Source organism: Polaromonas sp. YR568 (genome assembly GCF_900116715.1).
Classification (GTDB): domain Bacteria; phylum Pseudomonadota; class Gammaproteobacteria; order Burkholderiales; family Burkholderiaceae_C; genus Polaromonas.
The window spans coordinates 496,966-518,761 of the sequence record NZ_FPBM01000002.1; the positions used below are offsets into that span (position 1 = coordinate 496,966).

At 61.2% G+C, this 21,796-nt stretch carries 20 protein-coding genes, 1 tRNA gene and 1 pseudogene; 6 read left to right on the forward strand and 16 right to left on the reverse strand.

Annotation, left to right across the window (positions count from 1 at the left end):
• Positions 1–269 precede the first annotated feature (269 nt).
• Positions 270–1,181, forward strand: coding sequence for a 4-hydroxy-tetrahydrodipicolinate synthase (dapA, locus tag BM408_RS06645; protein ID WP_092128157.1), 912 nt, complete (start codon positions 270–272; stop codon positions 1,179–1,181).
• Positions 1,182–1,199: 18 nt separating this feature from the next.
• Here the strand turns inward: dapA and BM408_RS06650 are convergent, their stop codons facing one another.
• From BM408_RS06650 to BM408_RS06675, 6 genes are all read right to left on the reverse strand, one after another.
• The gene (locus BM408_RS06650) at positions 1,200–1,451 is read right to left on the reverse strand and encodes a MoaD/ThiS family protein (protein WP_092128159.1); all 252 of its coding nucleotides are present in this window, start codon (positions 1,449–1,451) and stop codon (positions 1,200–1,202) included.
• 22 nt (positions 1,452–1,473) lie between these two features.
• A complete protein-coding gene (glp, locus tag BM408_RS06655; protein ID WP_092128161.1) occupies positions 1,474–2,730 on the reverse strand; it encodes a molybdopterin molybdotransferase MoeA in 1,257 nt (418 codons plus the stop codon).
• 65 nt (positions 2,731–2,795) lie between these two features.
• Positions 2,796–3,347, reverse strand: coding sequence for a molybdopterin-guanine dinucleotide biosynthesis protein B (gene mobB, locus BM408_RS06660; RefSeq protein WP_092128163.1), 552 nt, complete (start codon positions 3,345–3,347; stop codon positions 2,796–2,798).
• Positions 3,348–3,431: 84 nt separating this feature from the next.
• A complete protein-coding gene (thrC, locus tag BM408_RS06665) occupies positions 3,432–4,847 on the reverse strand; it encodes a threonine synthase (RefSeq protein ID WP_092128165.1) in 1,416 nt (471 codons plus the stop codon).
• The gene (locus tag BM408_RS06670; RefSeq protein ID WP_092128547.1) at positions 4,847–6,169 is read right to left on the reverse strand and encodes a homoserine dehydrogenase; all 1,323 of its coding nucleotides are present in this window, start codon (positions 6,167–6,169) and stop codon (positions 4,847–4,849) included. The genes thrC and BM408_RS06670 overlap by 1 nt, the downstream gene beginning before the upstream one ends.
• Before the next feature lie 100 nt (positions 6,170–6,269).
• Positions 6,270–7,493: a pyridoxal phosphate-dependent aminotransferase gene (locus BM408_RS06675; RefSeq protein ID WP_092128167.1), complete on the reverse strand. Its 1,224-nt coding sequence runs from the start codon at positions 7,491–7,493 to the stop codon at positions 6,270–6,272.
• A 223-nt stretch (positions 7,494–7,716) separates the two neighbouring features.
• Between BM408_RS06675 and BM408_RS06680 the strand changes: the two genes are divergently transcribed.
• From BM408_RS06680 to BM408_RS06690, 3 genes are all read left to right on the forward strand, one after another.
• Positions 7,717–8,115: an Mth938-like domain-containing protein gene (locus BM408_RS06680; protein ID WP_092128169.1), complete on the forward strand. Its 399-nt coding sequence runs from the start codon at positions 7,717–7,719 to the stop codon at positions 8,113–8,115.
• Positions 8,116–8,237: 122 nt separating this feature from the next.
• A complete protein-coding gene (locus tag BM408_RS06685) occupies positions 8,238–8,714 on the forward strand; it encodes a peroxiredoxin (protein WP_092128171.1) in 477 nt (158 codons plus the stop codon).
• A gap of 188 nt (positions 8,715–8,902) precedes the next feature.
• Complete coding sequence (locus BM408_RS06690; protein ID WP_092128173.1) at positions 8,903–10,585, forward strand: PhoH family protein; 1,683 nt, start codon at positions 8,903–8,905, stop codon at positions 10,583–10,585.
• A gap of 80 nt (positions 10,586–10,665) precedes the next feature.
• Here BM408_RS06690 and BM408_RS06695 read toward each other — a convergent pair.
• From BM408_RS06695 to uvrB, 10 genes are all read right to left on the reverse strand, one after another.
• Positions 10,666–10,740: transfer RNA gene (locus BM408_RS06695), tRNA-Val, on the reverse strand.
• A 102-nt stretch (positions 10,741–10,842) separates the two neighbouring features.
• Positions 10,843–11,547 (reverse strand): DNA polymerase III subunit epsilon, encoded by a 705-nt coding sequence (dnaQ, locus tag BM408_RS06700; protein ID WP_092128175.1) that lies wholly within the window; start codon positions 11,545–11,547, stop codon positions 10,843–10,845.
• 54 nt (positions 11,548–11,601) lie between these two features.
• Complete coding sequence (gene fdx / locus BM408_RS06705; protein ID WP_092128177.1) at positions 11,602–11,940, reverse strand: ISC system 2Fe-2S type ferredoxin; 339 nt, start codon at positions 11,938–11,940, stop codon at positions 11,602–11,604.
• A gap of 14 nt (positions 11,941–11,954) precedes the next feature.
• Entirely contained in the window at positions 11,955–13,817 is a 1,863-nt protein-coding gene (gene hscA / locus BM408_RS06710) for a Fe-S protein assembly chaperone HscA (RefSeq protein ID WP_092128179.1), read from the reverse strand.
• Between the two features lie 43 nt (positions 13,818–13,860).
• Positions 13,861–14,379 (reverse strand): Fe-S protein assembly co-chaperone HscB, encoded by a 519-nt coding sequence (gene hscB / locus BM408_RS06715; RefSeq protein WP_092128181.1) that lies wholly within the window; start codon positions 14,377–14,379, stop codon positions 13,861–13,863.
• A gap of 79 nt (positions 14,380–14,458) precedes the next feature.
• Complete coding sequence (iscA, locus tag BM408_RS06720; RefSeq protein WP_074575253.1) at positions 14,459–14,782, reverse strand: iron-sulfur cluster assembly protein IscA; 324 nt, start codon at positions 14,780–14,782, stop codon at positions 14,459–14,461.
• A 51-nt stretch (positions 14,783–14,833) separates the two neighbouring features.
• Positions 14,834–15,220 (reverse strand): Fe-S cluster assembly scaffold IscU, encoded by a 387-nt coding sequence (gene iscU / locus BM408_RS06725; RefSeq protein ID WP_092128183.1) that lies wholly within the window; start codon positions 15,218–15,220, stop codon positions 14,834–14,836.
• Between the two features lie 32 nt (positions 15,221–15,252).
• On the reverse strand, positions 15,253–16,470 hold the full coding sequence (locus BM408_RS06730) for an IscS subfamily cysteine desulfurase (RefSeq protein WP_092128185.1): 1,218 nt from the start codon (positions 16,468–16,470) through the stop codon (positions 15,253–15,255).
• 106 nt (positions 16,471–16,576) lie between these two features.
• Positions 16,577–17,113 carry a Fe-S cluster assembly transcriptional regulator IscR gene (gene iscR, locus BM408_RS06735; RefSeq protein ID WP_092128187.1) on the reverse strand — a complete coding sequence of 179 codons (537 nt, stop codon included), beginning with the start codon at positions 17,111–17,113 and terminating at the stop codon, positions 16,577–16,579.
• Between the two features lie 266 nt (positions 17,114–17,379).
• Positions 17,380–19,503 (reverse strand): excinuclease ABC subunit UvrB, encoded by a 2,124-nt coding sequence (uvrB, locus tag BM408_RS06740; RefSeq protein ID WP_092128189.1) that lies wholly within the window; start codon positions 19,501–19,503, stop codon positions 17,380–17,382.
• Between the two features lie 221 nt (positions 19,504–19,724).
• On the opposite strand from uvrB, the gene BM408_RS06745 reads away from it, so the two are divergent.
• Positions 19,725–20,921 (forward strand): amino acid aminotransferase, encoded by a 1,197-nt coding sequence (locus tag BM408_RS06745; protein WP_092128190.1) that lies wholly within the window; start codon positions 19,725–19,727, stop codon positions 20,919–20,921.
• Positions 20,922–20,923: 2 nt separating this feature from the next.
• A pseudogene (locus BM408_RS06750) lies at positions 20,924–21,517 on the forward strand (nucleotidyltransferase family protein).
• The last annotated feature ends 279 nt before the right edge of the window (positions 21,518–21,796 follow it).

The window sequence follows — 21,796 nt, forward strand, 5'->3', positions numbered from 1 at the left end:
CAGGCGGTGCCTGAACCTGCCGCATACAGTAATATCGAGCTCATGACTGGCCACATTCACCTCCTTGCCCACCGGACGCCCGACAGCGCCTGTGGCTTTGCGGCGTGCGCCAGCAAATCGAAAAAACCGTTGCTCATTTGACCGGGGCTTCGGTTCCGTCGTCGAATGAGCGATGGAACCGCCGGTTACTCCCACCCTCCTTTTGCGGAAACCTTCTCTTGTTCTGATGACGGCCTTTTTAGCCGGTCAGTTATTTGGGATGTGTATTCATGCAAACAGCGCTCAACGCCACTCAGGCGAATCAAGCCAATCAGGCCAACACCGATTTCTCGGGACTCTGGATCCCGCTCGTCACCCCGTTTGACCAAGGCAAGGTCGACTACCCCGCCTTGAAGCGGCTGGTGGCGCACTACCGGGCCAGCGGCATCGCCGGGCTGGTGGTCTGCGGCTCCACCGGCGAAGCGGCCGCGCTAAGCGATGAAGAGCAACTTGAGGTGCTGCAAGCCGTGATGGCCGAAGCTCCCGGCCTGCCGGTGATCATGGGCGTGTCGGGCTACCACCTGGGTAAAACGGCGGCGCGCGTCGGGGCCTTGAGCCAACTGAACATCACCGGCATCCTGCTGCCGGCGCCCAGCTATATCCGGCCCTCGCAGGCGGGCCTGATCGAATGGTTTACCACCCTGGCGGATGCCAGCGCGGCGCCGGTGGTGCTTTACGACATTCCTTACCGCACAGGCAGCCAGATGGCGCTGGAAACCATCCGGGCACTGGCCGCGCACCCGCGCATCCAGGCGCTCAAGGACTGCGGCGGTGACCCGGCCAAAACGCGAACGCTGATTGCCGACGGGCAACTTCAGGTGCTGGCGGGCGAGGATGCGAACATCTTCAGCACCGTGGCTGCGGGCGGCCGGGGAGCCATCGCGGCGGCGGCGCATTTGCATACGCGGCGTTTTGTAGACGTGATGCGGCGCATTCAGGCGGGCGACATGGCCGGCGCCCAGGCCTTGTGGGCGCCGCTGCCGCCGCTGATAGAGGCCCTGTTTGCGGAGCCCAACCCGGGCCCGCTCAAGGCCTTGCTGGCGCGGCAGGGTTTGCTGCGTGATGAATTGCGCAGCCCCATGACGCGGGCGTCTGCGGCGCTGGTGGAGCGGCTTGCGCAGCTGGATGCGCAGGTAGTTTGAGCCGTGAAGCGGGCCGGATCAGCCGCCGGTGACGGGCGGAAAGAAAGCGACTTCACAGCCCTCGCTGAGCGCGGCGGACTCGTCGCTCATGACCTGATTGAGCGCCATGCGCACAGACCTGCCGCGCGCGAGCGCCGCAGCATGTGCGGGCGTGGCCGCCAGCAGCTCATCGCGCAGCGCGGCCAGCGTGCCGGCGGAGGTGTCGCGCAGTTCGCTGCCCTGCCCTATGGCTTCGCGGATGGAGGCAAAGTATTTGACGGTGATCTTCATGAGAGGTTTTGCCAAAGCGCCTTCACGACATCAATGCCGGGAACGGGAAAAACTGCACCACATCACCGTGCGCAATCGTCTGGCCGGCCGGGTTGTCGATCACGCCGTCGCCCCAAACCGCCGAGGTCAGCACGCCTGAGCTCTGGTTGTTGAAGAGATCCAGCCCGCCAGCGGCGTTGCGCTTGACGCGCAGGAACTCACGGCGCTTGTCGGCTTTGGGCCAGTCGAAATGCGCCACAGCCGCTGTAGGGCGAATGGCGGTTTCGGCAGCGCCTTGCAGCTTGAGCAGGAAGGGCCGCACCAGCACGAGGAAGGTCACAAAGCTGGACACGGGGTTGCCCGGCAGGCCGATGAAATGAGAGCCCGCGATCTTGCCGTAAGCGAAGGGCTTGCCCGGCTTCATGGCGATCTGCCAGAGCGTGAGCTCGCCCAGCGCCTGCACTGCGGGTTTGATGTGGTCTTCTTCGCCCACCGACACGCCGCCGCTGGTGAGGATCAGGTCGTGCCGTTCGCTGGCGCCCTTGAGCGCCGCGATGGTGGCGTCCAGGCGATCGGGCACGATGCCCAGGTCGGTCACGGTGCAACCCAGGCGAAGCAACAGCGCCCGCAAAAAGAAACGGTTGGAGTTGTAGATGGCGCCGGGCTTCATGTCGGCGGGCGCGACCTCGCCGGGCATGACCAGCTCGTCGCCGGTCGAGAACAGCGCCACACGCACACGCGGGGCAACTTGCAGCTTGTCAAAGCCGATGCTCGCGGCCAGGCCCAGCGAGGCGGGCGTCAGGCGCTCACCGCGGTGCAACACGACGGCGCCGGAGGACACGTCTTCGCCGCGCCGGCGAATCCATTGGCCAGGCTGGGGTTGGACCTTGATGCGCACGCCCGTGTCTACGGCGTCGCAGTCTTCCTGCATGACCACAGCGTCAGTACCGGGCGGAATGGGCGCGCCGGTAAAAATGCGCGCCGCGGAATTCGCGGCCAGCGCGTGGCCGCTGCTGCCGGCCGGAATGCGCTGGTTGACTTGCAGCACTGCCCCCTCGGCCCAATCGGCGACGCGCAGCGCGTAACCATCCATGGAGCTGTTGTCGTGCGCAGGCACGTCGAGGCTGGAGGCCAGGTCCTGGGCCAGCACGCGGCCGTCGGCGTCAAAGGTGGAGACCGATTCGATGCCGGGCAAAGGCGCTGCGCGGGCCAGCAGTTCGGCGAGCGCCGTGTCCAGTGGCTTCAGGGGTGCGCGGGCTGGGGCTGCGGGCGCTACGGAAGGTGCGGGGGCAGAACTCATGGTCGGGTGTCCGGTGATTTCCGTCGTAAAAGGTCAGGCCTGCGGGATCATTACCCAATACAAAACTAGTCGTGAAAGCGGTCTTCAAACGAATACGCAAACCGTTCCTGATTGTTGACCAGGTAGTCGGCCACGGCCTTGGGATCGTTCAAATCCAGCACCGGGCGCAAGGTTGCTTCGGGCAACTGGTCGGGCGCGTCGGTGGCGATGGCGACGATGAAGTCGTCGTCCATGTAGCGGGCGGGTTTGCCGGCGTAGTCGGCCGTCGGCGCGCGCCAGACTTCGATCTTGAGCAGGTCGCTGCTTTTAAAACCCTCTACCAGCACCCAGTCGACGCCGCCGTACAGCTCGGCGATCAGCTGGTGGACGGTGAGCTCGGCCGGCTTTTCAAATTCGCGCATCAACGCCAGCCGGTTGGGTGAGGCCACGACCACTTCAAAAGCCCCAGCCTGGCGGTGGCGGAAGGTGTCCTTGCCCGGATGATCGATGTCGAACTTGTGGTGGGCATGCTTGACCACCGACACGCGTAGGCCTCTAGCCTTCAGCGCGGGGATCAGCTGCTCGACCAGCGTTGTCTTGCCCGAACCGGAATACCCGGAAAATCCGACCACATTCATGCGTTACTTTCCGGTGACGGGTTTGACACGTCGCTATCAAAAAAGAAGCGGATTACGCCTATCCTGATTAGGCTGCAGCCCGATTTAATGCACATTGTCGGCAATGTAGCGCTTGATCACGGCCGCATCGGCCGGCAGCACCTTGACACGTTTGGGCAAGGCCTCAATGCCTTCAAACTTCGCGGGCCGCGTGGGCAACTGGCCCAGGGCTTCTTCAATGGTGGCCGCAAATTTGATGGGCAAGGCGGTCTCAAGCACGATCATGGGCACGCCGGGCTGGAGCTGCTCGCGCGCCACCTTCACGCCGTCGGCGGTGTGGGTGTCGATCATGGTGCCAAAGCGCTTGTAGGTATCGCGAATGGTGGCCAGGCGGTCGGCATGGGTGCTCTTGCCGCTCACAAAGCCGTAACGCTGCCCGGCCGACTTGAAGGCGGCCTCGGCGCTCAAATCAAAGAAACCCTGGCTGCCGAGTTGATCGTGGAACAAGGCCTTGGTCTTGCCGCCGTCGCGGCCCAGCAGGTCAAACACAAAGCGCTCGAAGTTCGAGGCTTTGGAAATATCCATGGACGGGCTGGAGGTTTCGTGCGTGTCGGCGCTGCTGCGCACGCGGTACACGCCGGTGCGGAAAAATTCGTCGAGCACGTCGTTCTCGTTCGTGGCAACCACCAGTTTGCCGATCGGCAGGCCCATCATGCGGGCGACGTGGCCGGCGCAGACGTTGCCGAAGTTGCCGGAGGGAACGGTGAAGTTGACCTTGTCGGTGTTATTGCTCGTGGCCTGGAAATAGCCCGCGAAGTAATACACCACCTGCGCCATCAAACGCGCCCAGTTGATGGAGTTGACCGTGCCGATCTTGTACTGGCGCTTGAAGGCCAGGTCGTTTGACACCGCCTTGACGATGTCCTGGCAATCGTCGAACACGCCTTCGACGGCGATGTTGTGGATGTTCTCGTCCTGCAGGCTGAACATCTGCGCCTGCTGGAAGGGGCTCATACGGCCGTTGGGCGAAGTCATGAAGACGCGCACGCCCTTTTTGCCGCGCATGGCGTATTCGGCCGCGCTGCCGGTGTCGCCGCTGGTCGCGCCCAGGATGTTGAGCTCTTCGCCGCGGCGCGCCAGTTCATATTCGAACAGGTTGCCAAGCAGCTGCATGGCCATATCCTTGAAGGCCAGCGTAGGGCCGTTGGACAGGGCTTCGAGGTAGAGGCCGTCTTCGAGCTTTTTCAGCGGAACGATGGCCTGGGTCCCGAACACTTCTTCGGTGTAGGTTTTGTTGCAGATGGCTTTGAGGTCGGCAGCTGGAATGTCGTCGACGTAGAGCGAGAGCACCTCGAAGGCCAGTTCGGCATAAGACAGGCCGCGCCACTTCTGCAGCGTGGCGGCATCGACCTGCGGATATTGCTCGGGCAGGTACAGGCCGCCATCGGGCGCCAGGCCTTCCAGCAGGATTTCACAAAAACGCTTGCGGTCGGCGTGGCCGCGTGTTGACACGTAATGCATCAGGCCAGCTCCTCCTTGCGGATGCGCGTGATCGGCGCCAGCACCGTGGGCAAGGCCTGCATCTGCGCCAGCGCGCCGGTCATCTTCGCTTCCTGGCACTCGTGCGTCAGGATGATGAGGTCGGTGTGGGTCGAGCCTTCGCCGCCCACTTCATCGGCTTCGCGCTGCAGCACGGCGTCGATGCTGATGCCCGCGCTCGCCAGGATGCCGGTGACTTTCGCCAGCACGCCGGCTTCGTCGGCGACTTTGAGGCGCAGGTAGTAGCTGGTGACCACCTCGGACATCGGCACGACGGGCAGGTCGCTCATCGCATCGGGCTGGAAGGCCAGGTGCGGCACGCGGTGCTCGGGGTCGGCGGTGTGCAGGCGGGCGATGTCGACGAGGTCGGCGATCACGGCGCTGGCGGTGGGCTCACTGCCTGCACCCTTGCCGTAATACAGCGTGGTGCCGACGGCGTCGCCCTGCACCACCACGGCGTTCATCGCACCTTCGACGTTGGCAATCAGGCGCTTGGCCGGCACCAGGCTGGGGTGCACACGCAGTTCGATGCCATTGGCGGCGCGCTTGGTGATGCCCAGCAGTTTGATGCGGTAGCCGAGCTGCTCGGCGTAACGGATGTCTTGCGCGGCCAGGCCGGTGATGCCTTCGACATAAGCCTTGTCGAACTGCACAGGGATGCCGAAGGCGATGGCCGACATCAGCGTGACCTTGTGGCCGGCGTCCACACCTTCGATGTCGAAGGTCGGGTCGGCTTCGGCATAGCCCAGGCGTTGCGCTTCTTTCAGCACCACGTCGAAGTCCAGGCCCTTGTCGCGCATCTCGGACAGGATGAAGTTGGTGGTGCCGTTGATGATGCCGGCGATCCACTGGATGCTGTTGGCGGTCAGGCCTTCACGCAGGGCCTTGATGATGGGAATGCCGCCGGCAACTGCCGCCTCAAATGCGACCATCACGCCCTTGCGGTGGGCTGCGGCAAAAATTTCGGTTCCGTGCACGGCCAGCAGCGCCTTGTTGGCGGTGACCACATGCTTGCCGGCTTCGATGGCCTCGAGCACCAGCTGTTTGGCGATGCCATAGCCGCCAATGAGTTCGATCACGATGTCGACGTCGGGGCTGGTGACGACCTTGCGGGCGTCGTCGACCACCTGCACGCCCGCACCCACGGCGGCCTTGGCGCGCGCCACGTCGAGGTCGGCCACCATGGTGATCTCAATGCCGCGGCCGGCGCGGCGGCGGATTTCTTCCTGGTTGCGCTGCAGTACGTTGTAGGTACCGCTGCCCACGGTGCCAATGCCCAGAAGGCCTACCCGGATCGGGCTCAAATTCGTCGGTTTCATAGTCGCTGAGGTCTTGCTTTACGTTGATCTTGGATGCCCGCGCTCAAAAAGAGGAGCGCGAAAAGGAGAAAGGCCGAATACAGGATCAAATTCGGTTGTTGCGGTAGTTCTCGAGGAATTTCGCAATGCGGCCGACGGCTTCACGCAGGTCTTCCTCATGCGGCAGGAAAACGATGCGGAAGTGGTCCGGTTCGGGCCAGTTAAAGCCCGTGCCCTGCACCAGCATGACCTTGGTCTCTTTGAGGAGCTCCAGGAAAAACTGGCGATCGTCCTTGATCGGGTAGACCTTGGGATCAAGCCGCGGGAACATGTAGAGCGCGGCGCTGGGTTTGACACAGGTGACGCCGGGGATGGCGGTGATCAGTTCGTAGGCCATGTCACGCTGGCGGCGCAGGCGCCCGCCTTCGCAGGTCAGGTCGTTGATGCTCTGGTAGCCACCCAGGGCCGTCTGGATGGCCCACTGGCCGGGCACGTTGGAGCACAGCTTCATGTTGGCCAGCATGTTCAGGCCTTCGATGTAGTCCCTGGCCTGCTTCTTGGGGCCGGACACCACCAGCCAGCCGGCACGGTAGCCGCAGGAGCGGTAGCTCTTGGAGAGCGAATTGAAGGTAAGCGTGAGCACGTCGGTCGACAGGCTGGCGATGGCCGTGTGCTTGACGTCGTCGTACAGCACCTTGTCATAGACCTCGTCGGCGAGGATGACGAGGTTATGCTCGCGCGCGATGGCGATGATGCCCTTGAGCAGCTCGTCGGAATACAGCGCGCCGGTCGGGTTATTGGGATTGATGACCGCGATGGCCTTGGTCTTGGGCGTGATCTTCGCGCGGATGTCGTCCAGGCTGGGCATCCAGCCATTGCTTTCATCACACAGGTAATGCACAGGCGTGCCGCCGGAAAGGCTGGTGGAGGCTGTCCACAGCGGATAGTCGGGTGCGGGCAGCAGCAGCTCGTCGCCGTCGTCCAGCAGCGCATTGGTGGCCATCGAGATCAACTCGCTCGCGCCATTGCCCAGGTAGATGTCGTCCAGCGTGACGCCTTTGATGCCCTGCTTCTGGGTCTCGTGCATCACGGCCTTGCGCGCCGCAAAAATGCCCTTGCTGTCCGAATAGCCGGCCGAGGCGGGCAGGTTGCGGATCATGTCCTGCTGCACTTCTTCGGGCGCATCGAAACCGAACACCGCCAGGTTGCCGATATTGAGCTTGATGAGCTTTTGGCCCTCTTCTTCCATCTGCTTGGCGGCGTCCATGATCGGGCCACGGATGTCGTAAAGCACATTGGCAAGCTTGGCGGATTTGGTGATCGGTTTCATGCAACTTCTATGGATATCTGGACAAAGACCCCATCGCCGGCAGTACCTGTGAAACGGTGGCACACGAGGGCATACAACGGATATGCACCTGCACTACGGCGGGAAATTCGGGCGGAATCTATAATTTGACCACATAAACAAGGGTTTTCGCCCGGAAAACCGCGGTAAACCGCCCTTGCCACCGGCGCCTTCCACGCCTTCACAACGCCCGGACCCAACCCGCATGAAACTGCAGCCAGACCGTCTTGATGTCCAGTCCATCCTTGGCTACGGCCCCGGATGGGTCGGCCTGGGAAGCAACGGCGTGGCGGAAAAGATCGAGCACAGCATCGTGATCGGTTCGCGGGGCGAAAAATTCGACTGGAATTGCGCGCGTTTTGAGCAGCTCACGGCGGAGCATTTCGCCCTGCTGGCCGAAACCCAGCCTGAACTCGTCATCTTCGGCAGCGGTTCGCGCCTGCGCTTTCCGCCACCGGCCTTTTTGCGCATCCTGATGGAGCGGCGCATAGGCATTGAAACCATGGACACGCTGGCCGCATGCCGCACCTACAACATCCTCGCCGGGGAAGGCCGGCAGGTCATTGCGGCCCTGCTGATTGAAACAGAAGGAACAGGAGACTGAAACAGACCCTCTTTCAGGGTAAAATCTAGGGTTGCACTAGGCGTCACACCCAGGATGACATCCCGGGCCGGTCGCCAAAAGGCGCGGCTAATTACAACTACTTTCGTCAGGGTCTACTCAGTATGGCAGTCGTCGTCAATAAACCACTCCCCGAATTTGAAGCGATCGCCACCGGCGGCATCAAGGTTTCCAACACATCGCACCTCGGCAAAGTCGTGGTGTTGTACTTCTACCCCAAGGACAACACCCCAGGCTGCACCACGGAAGCCATGCAGTTCCGTGACCGCTACAAGGATTTCGTCAAGGCCGGCGCCACCGTCTTCGGCGTCTCCCGCGACAACATGAAATCCCACGACGAGTTCAAGTCCAAGCTGGAACTTCCGTTTGAGCTGATCGCGGACACCGAAGAAAAAATGTGCCACATGTTCGGCGTGGTCAAAAACAAGATCATGTACGGCAAAAAGGTCAAAGGCATTGAGCGCAGCACCTTCCTGGTGGGCGCCGACGGCCAGTTGAAAGAAGAATGGCGCGGCCTGAAGGTCCCCGGCCATGTGGACGACGTGCTCAAAGCCGTCAAGGCGCTCAAAAAGGCCGCTTGAGGCCTTCTTGAGGCCAGTTAGCAACAAAGGATTTAAAAGAATTGCGAGGGATTGCCCTGTCACTTGAGTTGTGCATAATGAACTCATGCTGTTGACCTTCGCAACTGCGTCAAAAGAACAAGCCGCCCTGGTTTCAAGGCGGCTTTTTCGCTTCTGGAACCCTTCTTTTTTAGAGAGTTTTAAGCACTATGCCCCTGCCCCCCGCCCCGACCAAACGTGCCGCCCTGCTCTCCCCCGACGCGCTTGACGCGCCCGCCCGCTCGCCCTCGAAAGTTGCACGAAAAACGGAAAGCGCTGAATCCGCCCAGAAGCCCCCGGTGATGGACCTGTTTGACAGCCGCGCGGCAGGTGACGGCGCCCACCCCACTGCGTTCAAGGGAAAAGAGCCCTCCGGCCCATCCAGGACGAGCACAAGCAGCTATAAAAAAGAGAGCATCGCCCTGCCCCAGCCCGCAGCAAAGCCCAAAAAAGCCAAGCGCACCGGGCCTGCCAAGCTGTTCGTGCTCGACACCAACGTGCTGATGCACGACCCGATGTGCCTGTTCCGCTTTGAGGAACACGACATCTTTCTGCCCATGATCGTGCTCGAAGAGCTCGACGGCCACAAAAAGGGCATGACCGAAGTAGCGCGCAACGCCCGCCAGACCAGCCGCACGCTGGACGCGCTGGCAGGCGCCCAAGGCGCCGATATCGGCAAAGGCCTGAAGCTGGACACCACCGGCCACCCGGAAGCCGGCGGCTGCCTGTTCTTCCAGACCAAACCGCTGGACTACACGCTGCCCATGAGCCTGCCGCAAGGCAAGGCCGACAACCAGATCCTGGGCGTGGTCGAGGCCCTGCGCAAGGAATACGCGCCCCGCGAGGTGGTTTTGGTGTCCAAGGACATCAATATGCGCGTCAAGGCACGCGCCCTGGGCCTGGCCACTGACGACTACCAGAACGACAAAACACTGGAAGACGGCGACCTGCTGTATTCGGGCTCGCTGGCCCTGCCGGCGGACTTCTGGACACGCCAGAGCAAAACCATCGAAAGCTGGCAACAAGGCAGCCACACCTTCTACCGGATCACCGGCCCCATCGTAGGCAGCCTGCTGATCAACCAGTTTGTCTTCTTTGAAGCCCCCGGCGAGCCGCCGCTGTATGCCCGCGTCACCGAAATCCGGGCCAAAACCGCCGTTTTGAAGACCCTGAAGGACTACAACCACCTCAAAAATGCCGTCTGGGGCGTCACCACACGCAACCGCGAACAGAATTTTGCGATGAACCTGCTGATGGACCCGGAGGTGGACTTCGTCACGCTGGCCGGCACGGCCGGCACAGGCAAGACGCTGATGGCGCTGGCCAGCGGCCTCACGCAGGTGCTGGACGACCGCCGCTACACCGAAATCATCATGACGCGCGCCACGGTGAGCGTGGGCGAGGACATCGGCTTCCTGCCGGGCACTGAAGAAGAAAAAATGGGCCCCTGGATGGGCGCACTGGACGACAACCTGGAAGTGCTGGGCAAGACAGACAGCGGTTCGGGCGAATGGGGCCGTGCCGCCACCAACGAACTGATCCGCTCGCGCATCAAGGTGAAAAGCATGAACTTCATGCGTGGCCGTACCTTCCTGAACAAGTACGTCATCATCGATGAGGCGCAAAACCTGACGCCCAAACAGATGAAGACGCTGATCACCCGGGCCGGCCCCGGCACCAAGATCATCTGCATGGGCAACCTGGCGCAGATCGACACGCCCTACCTGACTGAAGGTTCTTCAGGCATGACCTTCGCGGTGGACCGCTTCAAGGGCTGGCCGCACGGCGGTCACATCACGCTGGCGCGCGGTGAACGCTCGCGCCTGGCTGATTTTGCGAGCGAAGTGCTCTAAAACTGGAAAAAGGCGCTGAAAGGCGCCGAAATGAAAAAAGGCCAAGTCGCAAGACTTGGCCTTTTTTGTTCTTCAAATTCTGGTGGGCGGTGCAAGTTTCGAACTTGCGACCCCTGCAGTGTGAATGCAGTGCTCTACCCCTGAGCTAACCGCCCTATCGGTCAGCCTACGATTATATGGTGTTTTGGGCTGATTTTTGGGCAAACGCTGCGGAATTGCGGAATCGCTTTTCGAATCCCTGCTCGCGGACGTGTACGTCAGGCAGCCAATGCTCGCCAGACCGTTTTTCCCTTGCTGGCCTTGTCGATATCACCGAGTAATTTCTCGTGTTCGGCAATTTCCTGGTCGTTGGCGGCCAGCAAAGGCAGTTCAAAGGTGCTCAGATCAACCTGCGGCGTGTTGTCCCCTTCCTGGGCGTTGCCGCTCACCTCCATCACCAGGGAGTTCTGGCCCCGGGTCAGGTTGATGTAAACGTCGGCCAGCAATTCGGCGTCAAGCAAGGCGCCGTGCAGCGTGCGGCCTGAGTTGTCGACTTCCAGGCGGTCACACAGCGCGTCGAGCGAATTGCGCTTGCCCGGAAACATCTCCTTGGCCATCATCAGGCTGTCGGTGACCTTGGCCACGCAATGCTTGATGGGCGGCTTGCCGATGAGTTCCAGCTCCTTGTTAAGGAAGCTCACGTCGAAAGGCGCGTTGTGGATGATGATTTCGGCGTCCTGCAGGTACTCCAGCAGTTCGTCGGCCACAGCCACAAACTTGGGTTTGTCCTTCAGGAATTCATTGCTGATGCCGTGAACCTTGAGCGCGTCCTCATGGCTGTCGCGCTCGGGGTTCAGGTAGAAGTGGCGATTGTTGCCGGTGAGCTTGCGGGCCACCAGCTCAACGCAGCCGATTTCGATAATACGGTCGCCGTTTTCAGCGGAAAGACCGGTGGTTTCAGTGTCCAGAACAATTTGGCGCATGGCTGGATTATCGCCTCCACGCCGGGCAGATCCGGCCCGGTTTTCCCCGAAAACTCAGTGGTTTTCCTTGGCGTGATTGATGGAGTATTTGGGGATCTCCACCGTCACATCGGACTGAGCCAGAAACGCCTGGCAGCTCAGGCGCGAATTGGGCTCCAGGCCCCAGGCGCGGTCCAGCAAATCTTCTTCGCTCTCGTCGAGTTCATTGAGCGAGTTGAAACCTTCGCGCACGATGACATGGCAGGTCGTGCAGGCGCAGCTCATGTCGCAGGCGTGCTCGATGTTGATTTTGTTGTCGAGCAGGGCTTCGCAGATCGAGGTGCCGGCCGGCGCGCTGATTTGCGCGCCTTGCGGGCAGTATTCGGGATGAGGCAGTATTTTGATGATAGGCATGTTGTCAGTACGGTTCAGACCGCCTCGATGTTTTTACCGGCCAGGGCCTGCTTGATGCCCCGGTTCATGCGCTGGGCGGCAAAGGCTTCCGTGCCTTTGGCCAACGCCTGGGTGGCCGCTTCGATCGCGGCCGCGTCGCCATGTATCCGCGTGTCCGCAAGGCCCACGATCAGGCTGTCGATCTGCGCGCGCTCATTCGGGCTCAGCAGATCGGCATCCGCCGCCAGGGCGCTTTGCGTAGCCAGGATCATGCGATCTGCATCGACCTGTGCCTCCGCCAGGGCGCGGGCCTGCATGTCTTGCTGGGCGGTTGAGAAGCTGTCTTGCAGCATGCGTGCAATATCGTCGTCCGACAGGCCGTAAGAAGGTTTCACGTCGATGCGCGCTTCAACGCCGCTGACCTGCTCTTTCGCGTTCACGCTGAGCAAACCGTCGGCATCCACGGTAAAGGTCACGCGGATGCGCGCGGCGCCCGCCACCATGGGCGGAATGCCGCGCAACTCAAAGCGCGCAAGGCTGCGGCAGTCGGCCACCAGATCGCGTTCGCCCTGCACCACATGCAGGGCCAGGGCGGTTTGACCGTCCTGATAGGTGGTGAAGTCCTGCGCCATGGCTGTAGGGATGGTCTGGTTGCGCGGCACAATGCGTTCGACCAATCCGCCCATGGTTTCAATGCCCAGCGACAGCGGGATCACGTCGAGCAAGAGCAGGTCTGCGCCCGTGTTGTTGCCGGCCAGCTGGTTGGCGGAAATGGCGGCGCCCAAGGCCACCACTTCATCGGGGTTGAGGTTGACCAGCGGCTCGCGCCCAAAAAAGCTGGCGACCGCCTTGCGCACTTGCGGCATGCGAGTAGAGCCCCCGACCAGCACAGCGCCCTGCACATCGTCTTTCGTCAGTTTGGCGTCTCGCAGCGCCTTGCGGACGGCTGCGAGCGTGCGCTGCGTCAAATGGGCGGTGGCGGTTTCAAAATCCTCCGCCTTCAACTCAAAGTTAACGAGCGCCTTGGCCAATTGCACCGAAAAAGGCACGGGGTCGGACGATGACAAAGCCTCCTTGCAGTTGCGGGCTGTGCGCTGCAGGGCCGCTTTGTCGGACGGTGTGAGCGTGTCGGCTGCCAGCCCGGCCTTGGCCAGCACCCAGTCGACCAGCGCGCGGTCGTAGTCGTCACCGCCCAATGCGGAATCACCGCCGGTGGCAACCACTTCGAAGACGCCTTGCGTGAGGCGCAGGATAGAAATGTCAAAAGTGCCGCCGCCCAGGTCGTAGACCGCGTAAACACCCTCGCTGGCGTTGTCCAGCCCGTAGGCAATGGCGGCGGCTGTGGGCTCGTTGAGCAGGCGCAGCACATTGAGCCCGGCCAGTTGCGCAGCGTCCTTGGTAGCTTGGCGCTGGGCGTCATCAAAATAAGCCGGCACCGTGATCACGGCGCCATAAATATCGTCGTTGAAAGTGTCTTCAGCACGGTAGCGCAGCGTGGCCAGGATCTCGGCGCTGATTTCGACCGGACTCTTCTCGCCGGCAACCGTCTGCAGCGTGACCATGCCCGGTTTGTCGTTCAGTTCGTAAGGCAACTGAGCGCGGCTGCCGATGTCGTTAATGCCGCGGCCCATCAGGCGCTTGACGGAGGAAATGGTGTTGCGCGGGTCTTCCACCTGCGCGGCCAGGGCCTCGTAGCCGATCTGGCGCTTGTCGTCTTCAAGGTAGCGCACCACACTCGGCAACAGCACGCGCCCTTGCTCATCAGGCAGGCATTCCGAGATGCCGTTGCGCACGCTCGCAACCAGTGAATGCGTGGTGCCCAGGTCAATGCCCACCGCGACACGTCGCTGGTGCGGGTCGGGCGTCTGGCCGGGTTCGGAAATTTGCAGGAGTGCCATGCGCGGGTGTCGTACTTTTTCTGTAATGCTTTGGGATCTGTTCCTATTGTCCCAGTTGGTCGATGCGGGCATCAACTTCACTGGCAAAGCGCTCAATAAACATAAGGCTTCTGACTTGCCGGGCGGCAGCCGCAAAGTCTTTATCCACATCCAGCAGTTGCTCTATTTTTGATAGCTGCTTGCGCCCGTCAGTCGTGGCCTGGGAGGCTATTTCTTCAAGATCTTCGGCCGTTTCAGCCTCATCGAGCGCTTCACGCCACTGCATCTGCTGCACCAGGAAATCGTGCGGCATGGCCGTGTTGTTCTCGGCATTGATGGGCGCGCCGTTGAGCTCACACAGATAGCTCGCCCGCTTGAGCGGATCTTTCAGCCGCTGGTAGGCTTCATTGATGCGCACCGACCACTGCATGGCCACGCGCTGGGCGGCTGCGCCCTGGGCTGCGAATTTGTCGGGGTGTGCCTCGCGCTGCAAATCCTTCCAGCGCGCGTCAAGCGCAGCGCGGTCTTGCGCGAAACGCTGGGGTACGCCGAACAGTTCGAAGTCGTTGGATTGAAGATTCATGCCGAGAAAAAGCCGCCAGCACAATCAGTGGAGGCGGCTTGGGTAAGGGCGCAGCACAGAATGGGCCGCTCGCCCGTCGTCAAACCCGGAAACTTTCGCCGCAGCCGCAACGATCACGCTCGTTGGGATTGATGAACTTGAAGCCTTCGTTCAGGCCTTCACGCACAAAATCCAGCTTGGTGCCATCGATGTAAGCCATGCTTTTCGGGTCGACCAGCACCTTGACGCCGTTGTCTTCAAACACGACATCTTCCGGTGCGATCTCGTCGGCGTATTCCAGCTTGTAAGCCAGGCCGGAGCAGCCGGTGGTCTTCACGCCAAGGCGAACGCCCACACCTTTGCCGCGCTTGGTCATGTAGCGGGTCACGTGTCGGGCAGCGGCGTCGGTGAGGGTAACGGACATTTAAATCACTCGAAAGAAAGGCAGGTGACGGGCAATGCGCTTAGGCGTTGATCAGTGCGTGTGCTTTTGCTTGTAGTCGTTCACGGCGGCCTTGATGGCGTCTTCCGCCAGGATGGAGCAGTGAATCTTGACGGGCGGCAGGGCCAGCTCTTCAGCGATCGCGCTGTTCTTGATGCTCGCCGCTTCGTCGAGCGTCTTGCCCTTGACCCATTCGGTCACGAGTGAGCTGGAAGCAATCGCGGAGCCGCAACCGTAGGTCTTGAAACGTGCATCTTCGATCACGCCGGTGACCGGGTTGACCTTGATCTGCAGCTTCATCACGTCGCCGCAAGCCGGCGCACCGACCATGCCGGTGCCTACCGTTTCGTCGCCCTTTTCGAAGGAGCCGACGTTGCGGGGGTTTTCGTAGTGGTCCACCACTTTTTCGCTGTATGCCATTTTGTTTACCTCTTTAAGCTGTTTGACGCTGCTCAGTGAGCAGCCCACTGGATGGTGGACAGGTCCACGCCATCCTTGAACATTTCCCACAAGGGGGAGAGCTCGCGCAGCTTGGCCACGTTTTCCTTGATGGTGGCGACCGCGTAGTCAATTTCTTCCTCGGTGCTCCAGCGGCCAATCGTCATGCGAAGGCTGCTGTGCGCCAGCTCGTCGCTGCGGCCCAAGGCGCGTAACACATAGCTGGGCTCCAGGCTGGCAGAAGTGCAAGCCGAACCGCTGGACACGGCCAGACCCTTGATGCCCATGATCAGCGACTCACCTTCGACGAAGTTGAAGCTCATGTTCAGGTTGTGCGGAACACGCTTGTCGGCGTGGCCATTGAGGAACACCTCTTCCACGTCCTTGAGCCCATTGAGCATGCGCTCATGCAGGGCGCGAATGCGCTTGTTCTCTTCATGCATCTCGGCCTTGGCGATGCGGTAGGCCTCGCCCATCCCTACGCATTGGTGCGTGGGCAGCGTGCCCGAGCGCATGCCGCGCTCATGGCCACCACCGTGCATCTGTGCTTCCAGGCGCACGCGCGGCTTGCGGCGAACGTACAGCGCGCCGATACCTTTGGGGCCGTAGGTCTTGTGCGAGGTCAAGCTCATCAGGTCGACCGGCAAGGTCGCCAGGTCGATGTCGACACGGCCCGTGGCCTGTGCGGCATCCACATGGAAGATGATGCCTTTTTCACGGCACAGCGCACCAATAGCCGGGATGTCCTGGATCACGCCGATTTCGTTGTTCACGAACATGACGCTGACCAAAATGGTGTCGGGGCGGATGGCGGCCTTCAGGGCTTCCAGGTCCAGCAAGCCGTCGGCTTGCACGTCCATGTAGGTCACTTCAAAACCCTGGCGCTCCAGTTCGCGGCAGGTATCGAGCACAGCCTTGTGCTCGGTCTTGACCGTGATGATGTGCTTGCCCTTGGTCTTGTAGAAGTGAGCCGCGCCCTTCAGAGCCAGGTTGTTGGACTCGGTCGCGCCGCTGGTCCAGACGATCTCGCGCGGGTCGGCGCCGATGAGGTCGGCGATCTGCTCGCGCGCCTTCTCGACGGCGGCTTCGGCTTCCCAGCCCCAGGCGTGGCTGCGCGAAGCGGGGTTGCCGAAGTGCTCGCGCAACCAGGGAATCATGGCGTCCACCACCCGCGGGTCGCAGGGATTCGTGGCGCTGTAGTCCATGTAGATGGGGAAATGTGGGGTGTCCATGTGGCTAGCTCTTTAAATTCACAGGCTGGCTGGCAGCGCGATCAATGAAGTCAATGCAGTCGGGTCACAAAAGGATGGTGCCGGGCAGATGCCCGGCATCGCTCCATCAGGATTTGGAAAATGCATTGCCCAGTGCGAAGACCGAGTTCGGCGCGTTCACGCGAATCGGTTTGACCGCCGGTGCTGTGAAGATGGCTTTTTTCACTTGCGGGGTGTTCTCGATCACCACGCCCTTGGCCAACTGGTCTTCTACCAGTTTTTGCAGGGTCACGGAATCCAGGAACTCCACCATGCGGCTGTTAAGCGAAGCCCACAGCTCGTGCGTCATACAGCGGCCGCCCTCGCCCAGGCAGTTTTCTTTGCCGCCGCACTGGGTGGCATCGATCGGCTCGTCCACCGACACGATGATGTCGGCCACGGTGATTTCAGAAGCCTTGCGGCCCAGCGTGTAACCGCCGCCGGGGCCACGGGTGGATTCCACCAGTTCGTGGCGGCGCAGTTTGCCGAAGAGCTGTTCGAGGTAGGAAAGGGAAATTTGCTGACGCTGGCTGATGGCGGCCAGAGTGACCGGGCCGTTGTTCTGACGCAGTCCCAAATCAATCATTGCAGTGACCGCAAAGCGGCCTTTGGTCGTGAGGCGCATAACAAGCTCCTTTAAATGGCTTGACTGTCGTTTTCACCCTGAAAGCTTGTGACTTACAGGGAACTCTTCCTCCAGCCGCCCAGGTCAGTCAACCGGTATCGCGGGGGCTTTTTGTTGTTCTGGTATTGATCTTGACTGTTTTCGTCAAGTATAACACAGCTAGGGTTTTTCCTGCTGGGAGCGCTCAAAACATGAGGATTAACCCGTAGTCGCACCCAATTTACGCACCATTGCAGTGCGCAAAGTGGGTGGCGGGCTTGGCGAGTCTAGGCGCGGGCTTGGCCGGCAGCGGTCAGCGGCACCACATTATCGGTGCCGGGCGCGCCAAAAGCCTGTTCCTTGAGGATATGCAACTGGTCCCGCACCCGTGCGGCCTTTTCGAACTCCAGGTTTTTGGCGTGTTCGATCATCTGCTTTTCGAGGCGCTTGATCTCACGGGCGATGTCTTTTTCGCTCATGTCTTCGACCAGCGCTTTCTGCATCTCGATCTTTTCGGCTTCCTTGCCGGATTTCTCGCTATAGACGCCGTCGATCAGATCGCGGATACGTTTGACCACACTGCGCGGCGTAATGCCGTGTTCCACGTTGAAGGCAATCTGCTTGTTGCGCCGCCGCTCGGTTTCATCCATGGCTTTTTTCATGGAATCCGTGATGCGGTCCGCATACAAAATCGCCCGGCCGTTCAGATTACGAGCCGCCCGGCCAATGGTCTGAATCAGGCTGCGCTCGGCACGCAGAAAGCCTTCCTTGTCGGCGTCCAGGATGGCCACCAGCGATACCTCGGGAATATCCAGACCCTCACGCAGCAGGTTAATCCCCACCAGAACGTCAAAGGCGCCCAGCCGCAGGTCACGCAGGATTTCCACGCGCTCAACCGTGTCCACATCGCTGTGCAGATAACGCACCTTCACGCCGTTGTCGCTCAGGTAGTCAGTCAGCTGCTCGGCCATGCGCTTGGTCAGCGTGGTGATCAATACACGCTCGTTTTTCTCGACCCGGATGCGGATTTCCTGCAGCACGTCGTCAACCTGGTGTGTGGCCGGCCGCACTTCCACCTGCGGGTCGACCAGGCCGGTGGGCCTGACGACCTGCTCCACCACCTGGCCGGCGTGCTCTTTCTCGTAGTTTGCCGGCGTGGCCGATACAAAGATCGCCTGCCGCATCTTGGTTTCGAACTCTTCGAACTTCAGCGGCCGGTTGTCCAGCGCGCTCGGCAAGCGAAAACCGTACTCCACCAGCGTGGTCTTGCGCGCGCGGTCGCCGTTGTACATGGCGTTGAGCTGGCCGATCATGACGTGGCTCTCGTCGAGGAACATCACCGCATCCTTGGGCAGGTAGTCGCACAGCGTCGAGGGCGGTGAGCCCGCCGGTGAGCCGCTCAAGTGGCGTGTGTAGTTCTCAATGCCCTTGCAGTGGCCGATTTCGCTGAGCATCTCCAGGTCAAAGCGCGTGCGCTGCTCGATGCGCTGGGCCTCCACCAGCTTGCCGTCAGCGACGAACTGGGCCACACGCTCAGACAGCTCCAGCTTGATGGTTTCCACCGCCGTCATGACCTTGTCGCGCGGCGTGACGTAGTGGCTCTTGGGATAGACCACAAAACGCGGGATTTTCTGGCGAATACGGCCGGTCAGCGGGTCGAACAACTGCAGCGACTCGATCTCGTCGTCAAACAGCTCGATGCGTATGGCCAGCTCGGAATGCTCGGCCGGGAAGACGTCGATCACGTCACCCCGCACCCTGAACGTACCGCGGGCGAAATCCTGTTCGTTGCGGGTGTACTGCATGCGAATCAGGCGCGCGATCACGTCACGCTGGCCCATCTTGTCGCCGATGCGGGCAATGAAACGCATCTGCGTGTAATCCTCGGGCGCGCCTATGCCGTAAATCGCGCTGACGGTGCCCACGATGATGGTGTCGCGCCGCTCCAGCACGCTCTTGGTGGCCGACAGGCGCATCTGTTCAATGTGCTCGTTGATGGCCGAGTCTTTTTCAATGAACAGGTCGCGTTGCGGCACATAGGCTTCGGGCTGGTAGTAGTCGTAATAGCTGACGAAGTACTCCACCGCGTTCTTGGGGAAAAACTCGCGGAACTCGCTGTACAGCTGCGCCGCCAGTGTCTTGTTGGGCGCAAACACAATGGCCGGGCGGCCCAGGCGGGCGATCACATTGGCCATGGTGAAGGTCTTGCCCGAGCCGGTCACGCCCAGCAGGGTCTGAAACACCTCGCCGTCATTGACGCCCTCGACCAGCTGGTCAATCGCCGTGGGCTGGTCGCCCGCAGGCGGATAAGGCTGGAACAGCTGAAACGGCGAATCTGGGAATTGAACAAACTGGCCCTCGGCAGGGGCCGAATCCACCGCATCAGTTATGACTTCTATAGCTTCTGGCATAAAACCTCGATCAAGCCCCGTTAAAATTCGGGGCAACCAAACAGAATACGACATTCGGCCGAAAATGGGAATTGCAATCCCTATTCGCCCCGAAATGGCCTTTTTTGATACCTCTTGTAGCCTTGTTTCCGGTCAACTTGTGACCTAAATTCCGGCCCCGTAAAAGCCGGCCCCCAGAACACCGACGCTTTCGCTTTTTTTCACTTTTCAGAGGATTTTTCATGTCTTTGTTTACCGCTGTCGAAATGGCCCCGCGTGACCCCATCCTGGGCCTTAACGAGCAGTTCAACGCCGACGCCAACCCCGCCAAGGTCAACCTGGGCGTCGGTGTGTACTACGACGACAACGGCAAACTCCCCCTGCTTGAATGCGTGAAGACAGCTGAAAAGCAGATGATGGCCGACCCCAAGGCCCGCGGCTACCTGCCCATCGACGGCATCGCCGCCTATGACGCGGCCGTCAAAGGCCTCGTCTTCGGCGTCGACAGCGAACCCGTCAAGAGCGGCCGCGTAGCTACCGCGCAAGGCATTGGCGGCACGGGCGGCCTGAAGATCGGCGCCGACTTCCTCAAAAAGCTCAGCCCCAATGCCAAGGTGCTGATTTCCGACCCCAGCTGGGAAAACCACCGCGCGCTGTTCAGCCAGGCCGGTTTCGCTGTTGAAAGCTACCCTTACTACGATGCGGCAAAGCGCGGCGTCAACTTCGACGGCATGCTCGCCGCCCTCAATGCAGCAGCCGAAGGCACCATCGTCGTGCTGCACGCCTGCTGCCACAACCCGACCGGCTACGACATCACCGCAGCCCAATGGGACCAGGTGATCGCCGCCGTCAAGGCGCGCAAGCTGACGCCTTTCCTCGACATGGCTTATCAGGGCTTTGGCCACGGTATTGCAGAAGACGGCGCCGTCATCGGTAAATTTGTGGCTGCCGGCCTGAGCTTTTTTGTGTCGACCTCGTTTTCCAAGAGCTTCAGCCTCTATGGCGAGCGCGTGGGCGCCCTGTCGGTGCTCTGCGAGTCCAAGGAAGAAGCCGACCGCGTGCTGTCCCAGCTCAAGCTGGTCATCCGCACCAACTACAGCAACCCGCAGATCCACGGCGGCATGGTGGTGGCCACGGTGCTCAACACGCCGGCGCTGCGCACCCAGTGGGAGCAGGAACTGGGTGAAATGCGCGTGCGCATCAAGTCCATGCGCCAAAAACTCGTGGACGGCCTGAAGGCCGCCGGCGTCAAGGAGGACATGAGCTTTATCACGTCCCAGATCGGCATGTTCAGCTATTCGGGCCTCTCCAAAGACCAGATGGTGCGCCTGCGCAATGAGTTCGGCGTTTACGGCACCGACACCGGCCGCATGTGCGTGGCCGCGCTCAACAGCAAAAACATCGACTACGTCTGCGCCTCTATCGCTAAAGTGATGTGACGCTGCCTGGTGACGGCGCTGTAACCGCTCCGCTCCCGGAGCAATTCATCCGGGACGCGCTGCAAAACCGCCACAACCGGGCCATCCTGGATCGCTTGCCCGCGCTGGGCCTGCCTGACGCCTGGCTGGTGGCCGGTTGCCTCTTCCAGACCATCTGGAATCTGCGCTCGGGCCAGCCGCCCGAAGCGCAGATCAAGGACTACGACCTGTTTTACTTCGACCCCTCTGATTTGTCGGAGGCGGCTGAAGCCCGCGCCAACGAACGGGTGAGCGCCTGCTTTTCAGGCTAGGGCATCGTGGTGGAAGCCAAAAACCAGGCGCGGGTCCATACCTGGTACCAGGAGTACTTCGGCTTTCCCTATCCGGCGCTGCGCAGTTCCACGGACGGCATTGACCGCTTTCTGGTCAGCTGCACCTGCGCCGGGCTGAAGGCGGAGGCCTCGGGCTTGGCGCTCTATGCCCCGAACGGGCTGGCGGACCTCTACCAGGGCAAGCTCAGCCCCAACCCGCTGTGCCCTCATCTGCCGCTGTTTGAAAAGAAGGCCAAGGCCTACCAGGAGCGCTGGAGCTGGCTGGAAATCGCATCCGCCTGGTAGCGGGTGCTGAAAAAGCGCATCAAACCCCGGCGCTCTAGCCCGCAGGCCTGGCTGCCCGCCGCGCTCCTGCAACACCTTCAGTTGCTTCGCCGACACACCCTGGCGCTTTGATTAGGTCTTCGCGCTTTACCTGCTTTAAAATTAAGTTACCTTAAGTTACATTACGTTACACGACAGCAAGATCGTGCCCGCGCGGCATACGGTTTTCCGCCGCACGCGCAACGTTCTTTCCTGCCGGGCAATCTCCATGCGTTTCGCATGGCGGTTGGGTGGCCAAGG

Coding starts and splice junctions, on each gene's coding strand:
- BM408_RS06690 (WP_092128173.1), top strand. CDS start 8,903: ATGCCCCTGCCCCCCGCCCCGACCAAACGTGCCGCCCTGCTCTCCCCC.
- BM408_RS06730 (WP_092128185.1), bottom strand. CDS start 16,470: ATGGACACCCCACATTTCCCCATCTACATGGACTACAGCGCCACGAAT.
- thrC (WP_092128165.1), bottom strand. CDS start 4,847: ATGCATTACGTGTCAACACGCGGCCACGCCGACCGCAAGCGTTTTTGT.
- dapA (WP_092128157.1), top strand. CDS start 270: ATGCAAACAGCGCTCAACGCCACTCAGGCGAATCAAGCCAATCAGGCC.
- fdx (WP_092128177.1), bottom strand. CDS start 11,940: ATGCCTATCATCAAAATACTGCCTCATCCCGAATACTGCCCGCAAGGC.
- BM408_RS06745 (WP_092128190.1), top strand. CDS start 19,725: ATGTCTTTGTTTACCGCTGTCGAAATGGCCCCGCGTGACCCCATCCTG.
- hscA (WP_092128179.1), bottom strand. CDS start 13,817: ATGGCACTCCTGCAAATTTCCGAACCCGGCCAGACGCCCGACCCGCAC.
- iscA (WP_074575253.1), bottom strand. CDS start 14,782: ATGTCCGTTACCCTCACCGACGCCGCTGCCCGACACGTGACCCGCTAC.
- mobB (WP_092128163.1), bottom strand. CDS start 3,347: ATGAATGTGGTCGGATTTTCCGGGTATTCCGGTTCGGGCAAGACAACG.
- BM408_RS06650 (WP_092128159.1), bottom strand. CDS start 1,451: ATGAAGATCACCGTCAAATACTTTGCCTCCATCCGCGAAGCCATAGGG.
- glp (WP_092128161.1), bottom strand. CDS start 2,730: ATGAGTTCTGCCCCCGCACCTTCCGTAGCGCCCGCAGCCCCAGCCCGC.
- hscB (WP_092128181.1), bottom strand. CDS start 14,379: ATGAATCTTCAATCCAACGACTTCGAACTGTTCGGCGTACCCCAGCGT.
- iscU (WP_092128183.1), bottom strand. CDS start 15,220: ATGGCATACAGCGAAAAAGTGGTGGACCACTACGAAAACCCCCGCAAC.
- dnaQ (WP_092128175.1), bottom strand. CDS start 11,547: ATGCGCCAAATTGTTCTGGACACTGAAACCACCGGTCTTTCCGCTGAA.
- uvrB (WP_092128189.1), bottom strand. CDS start 19,503: ATGCCAGAAGCTATAGAAGTCATAACTGATGCGGTGGATTCGGCCCCT.
- BM408_RS06675 (WP_092128167.1), bottom strand. CDS start 7,493: ATGAAACCGATCACCAAATCCGCCAAGCTTGCCAATGTGCTTTACGAC.
- iscR (WP_092128187.1), bottom strand. CDS start 17,113: ATGCGCCTCACGACCAAAGGCCGCTTTGCGGTCACTGCAATGATTGAT.
- BM408_RS06680 (WP_092128169.1), top strand. CDS start 7,717: ATGAAACTGCAGCCAGACCGTCTTGATGTCCAGTCCATCCTTGGCTAC.
- BM408_RS06685 (WP_092128171.1), top strand. CDS start 8,238: ATGGCAGTCGTCGTCAATAAACCACTCCCCGAATTTGAAGCGATCGCC.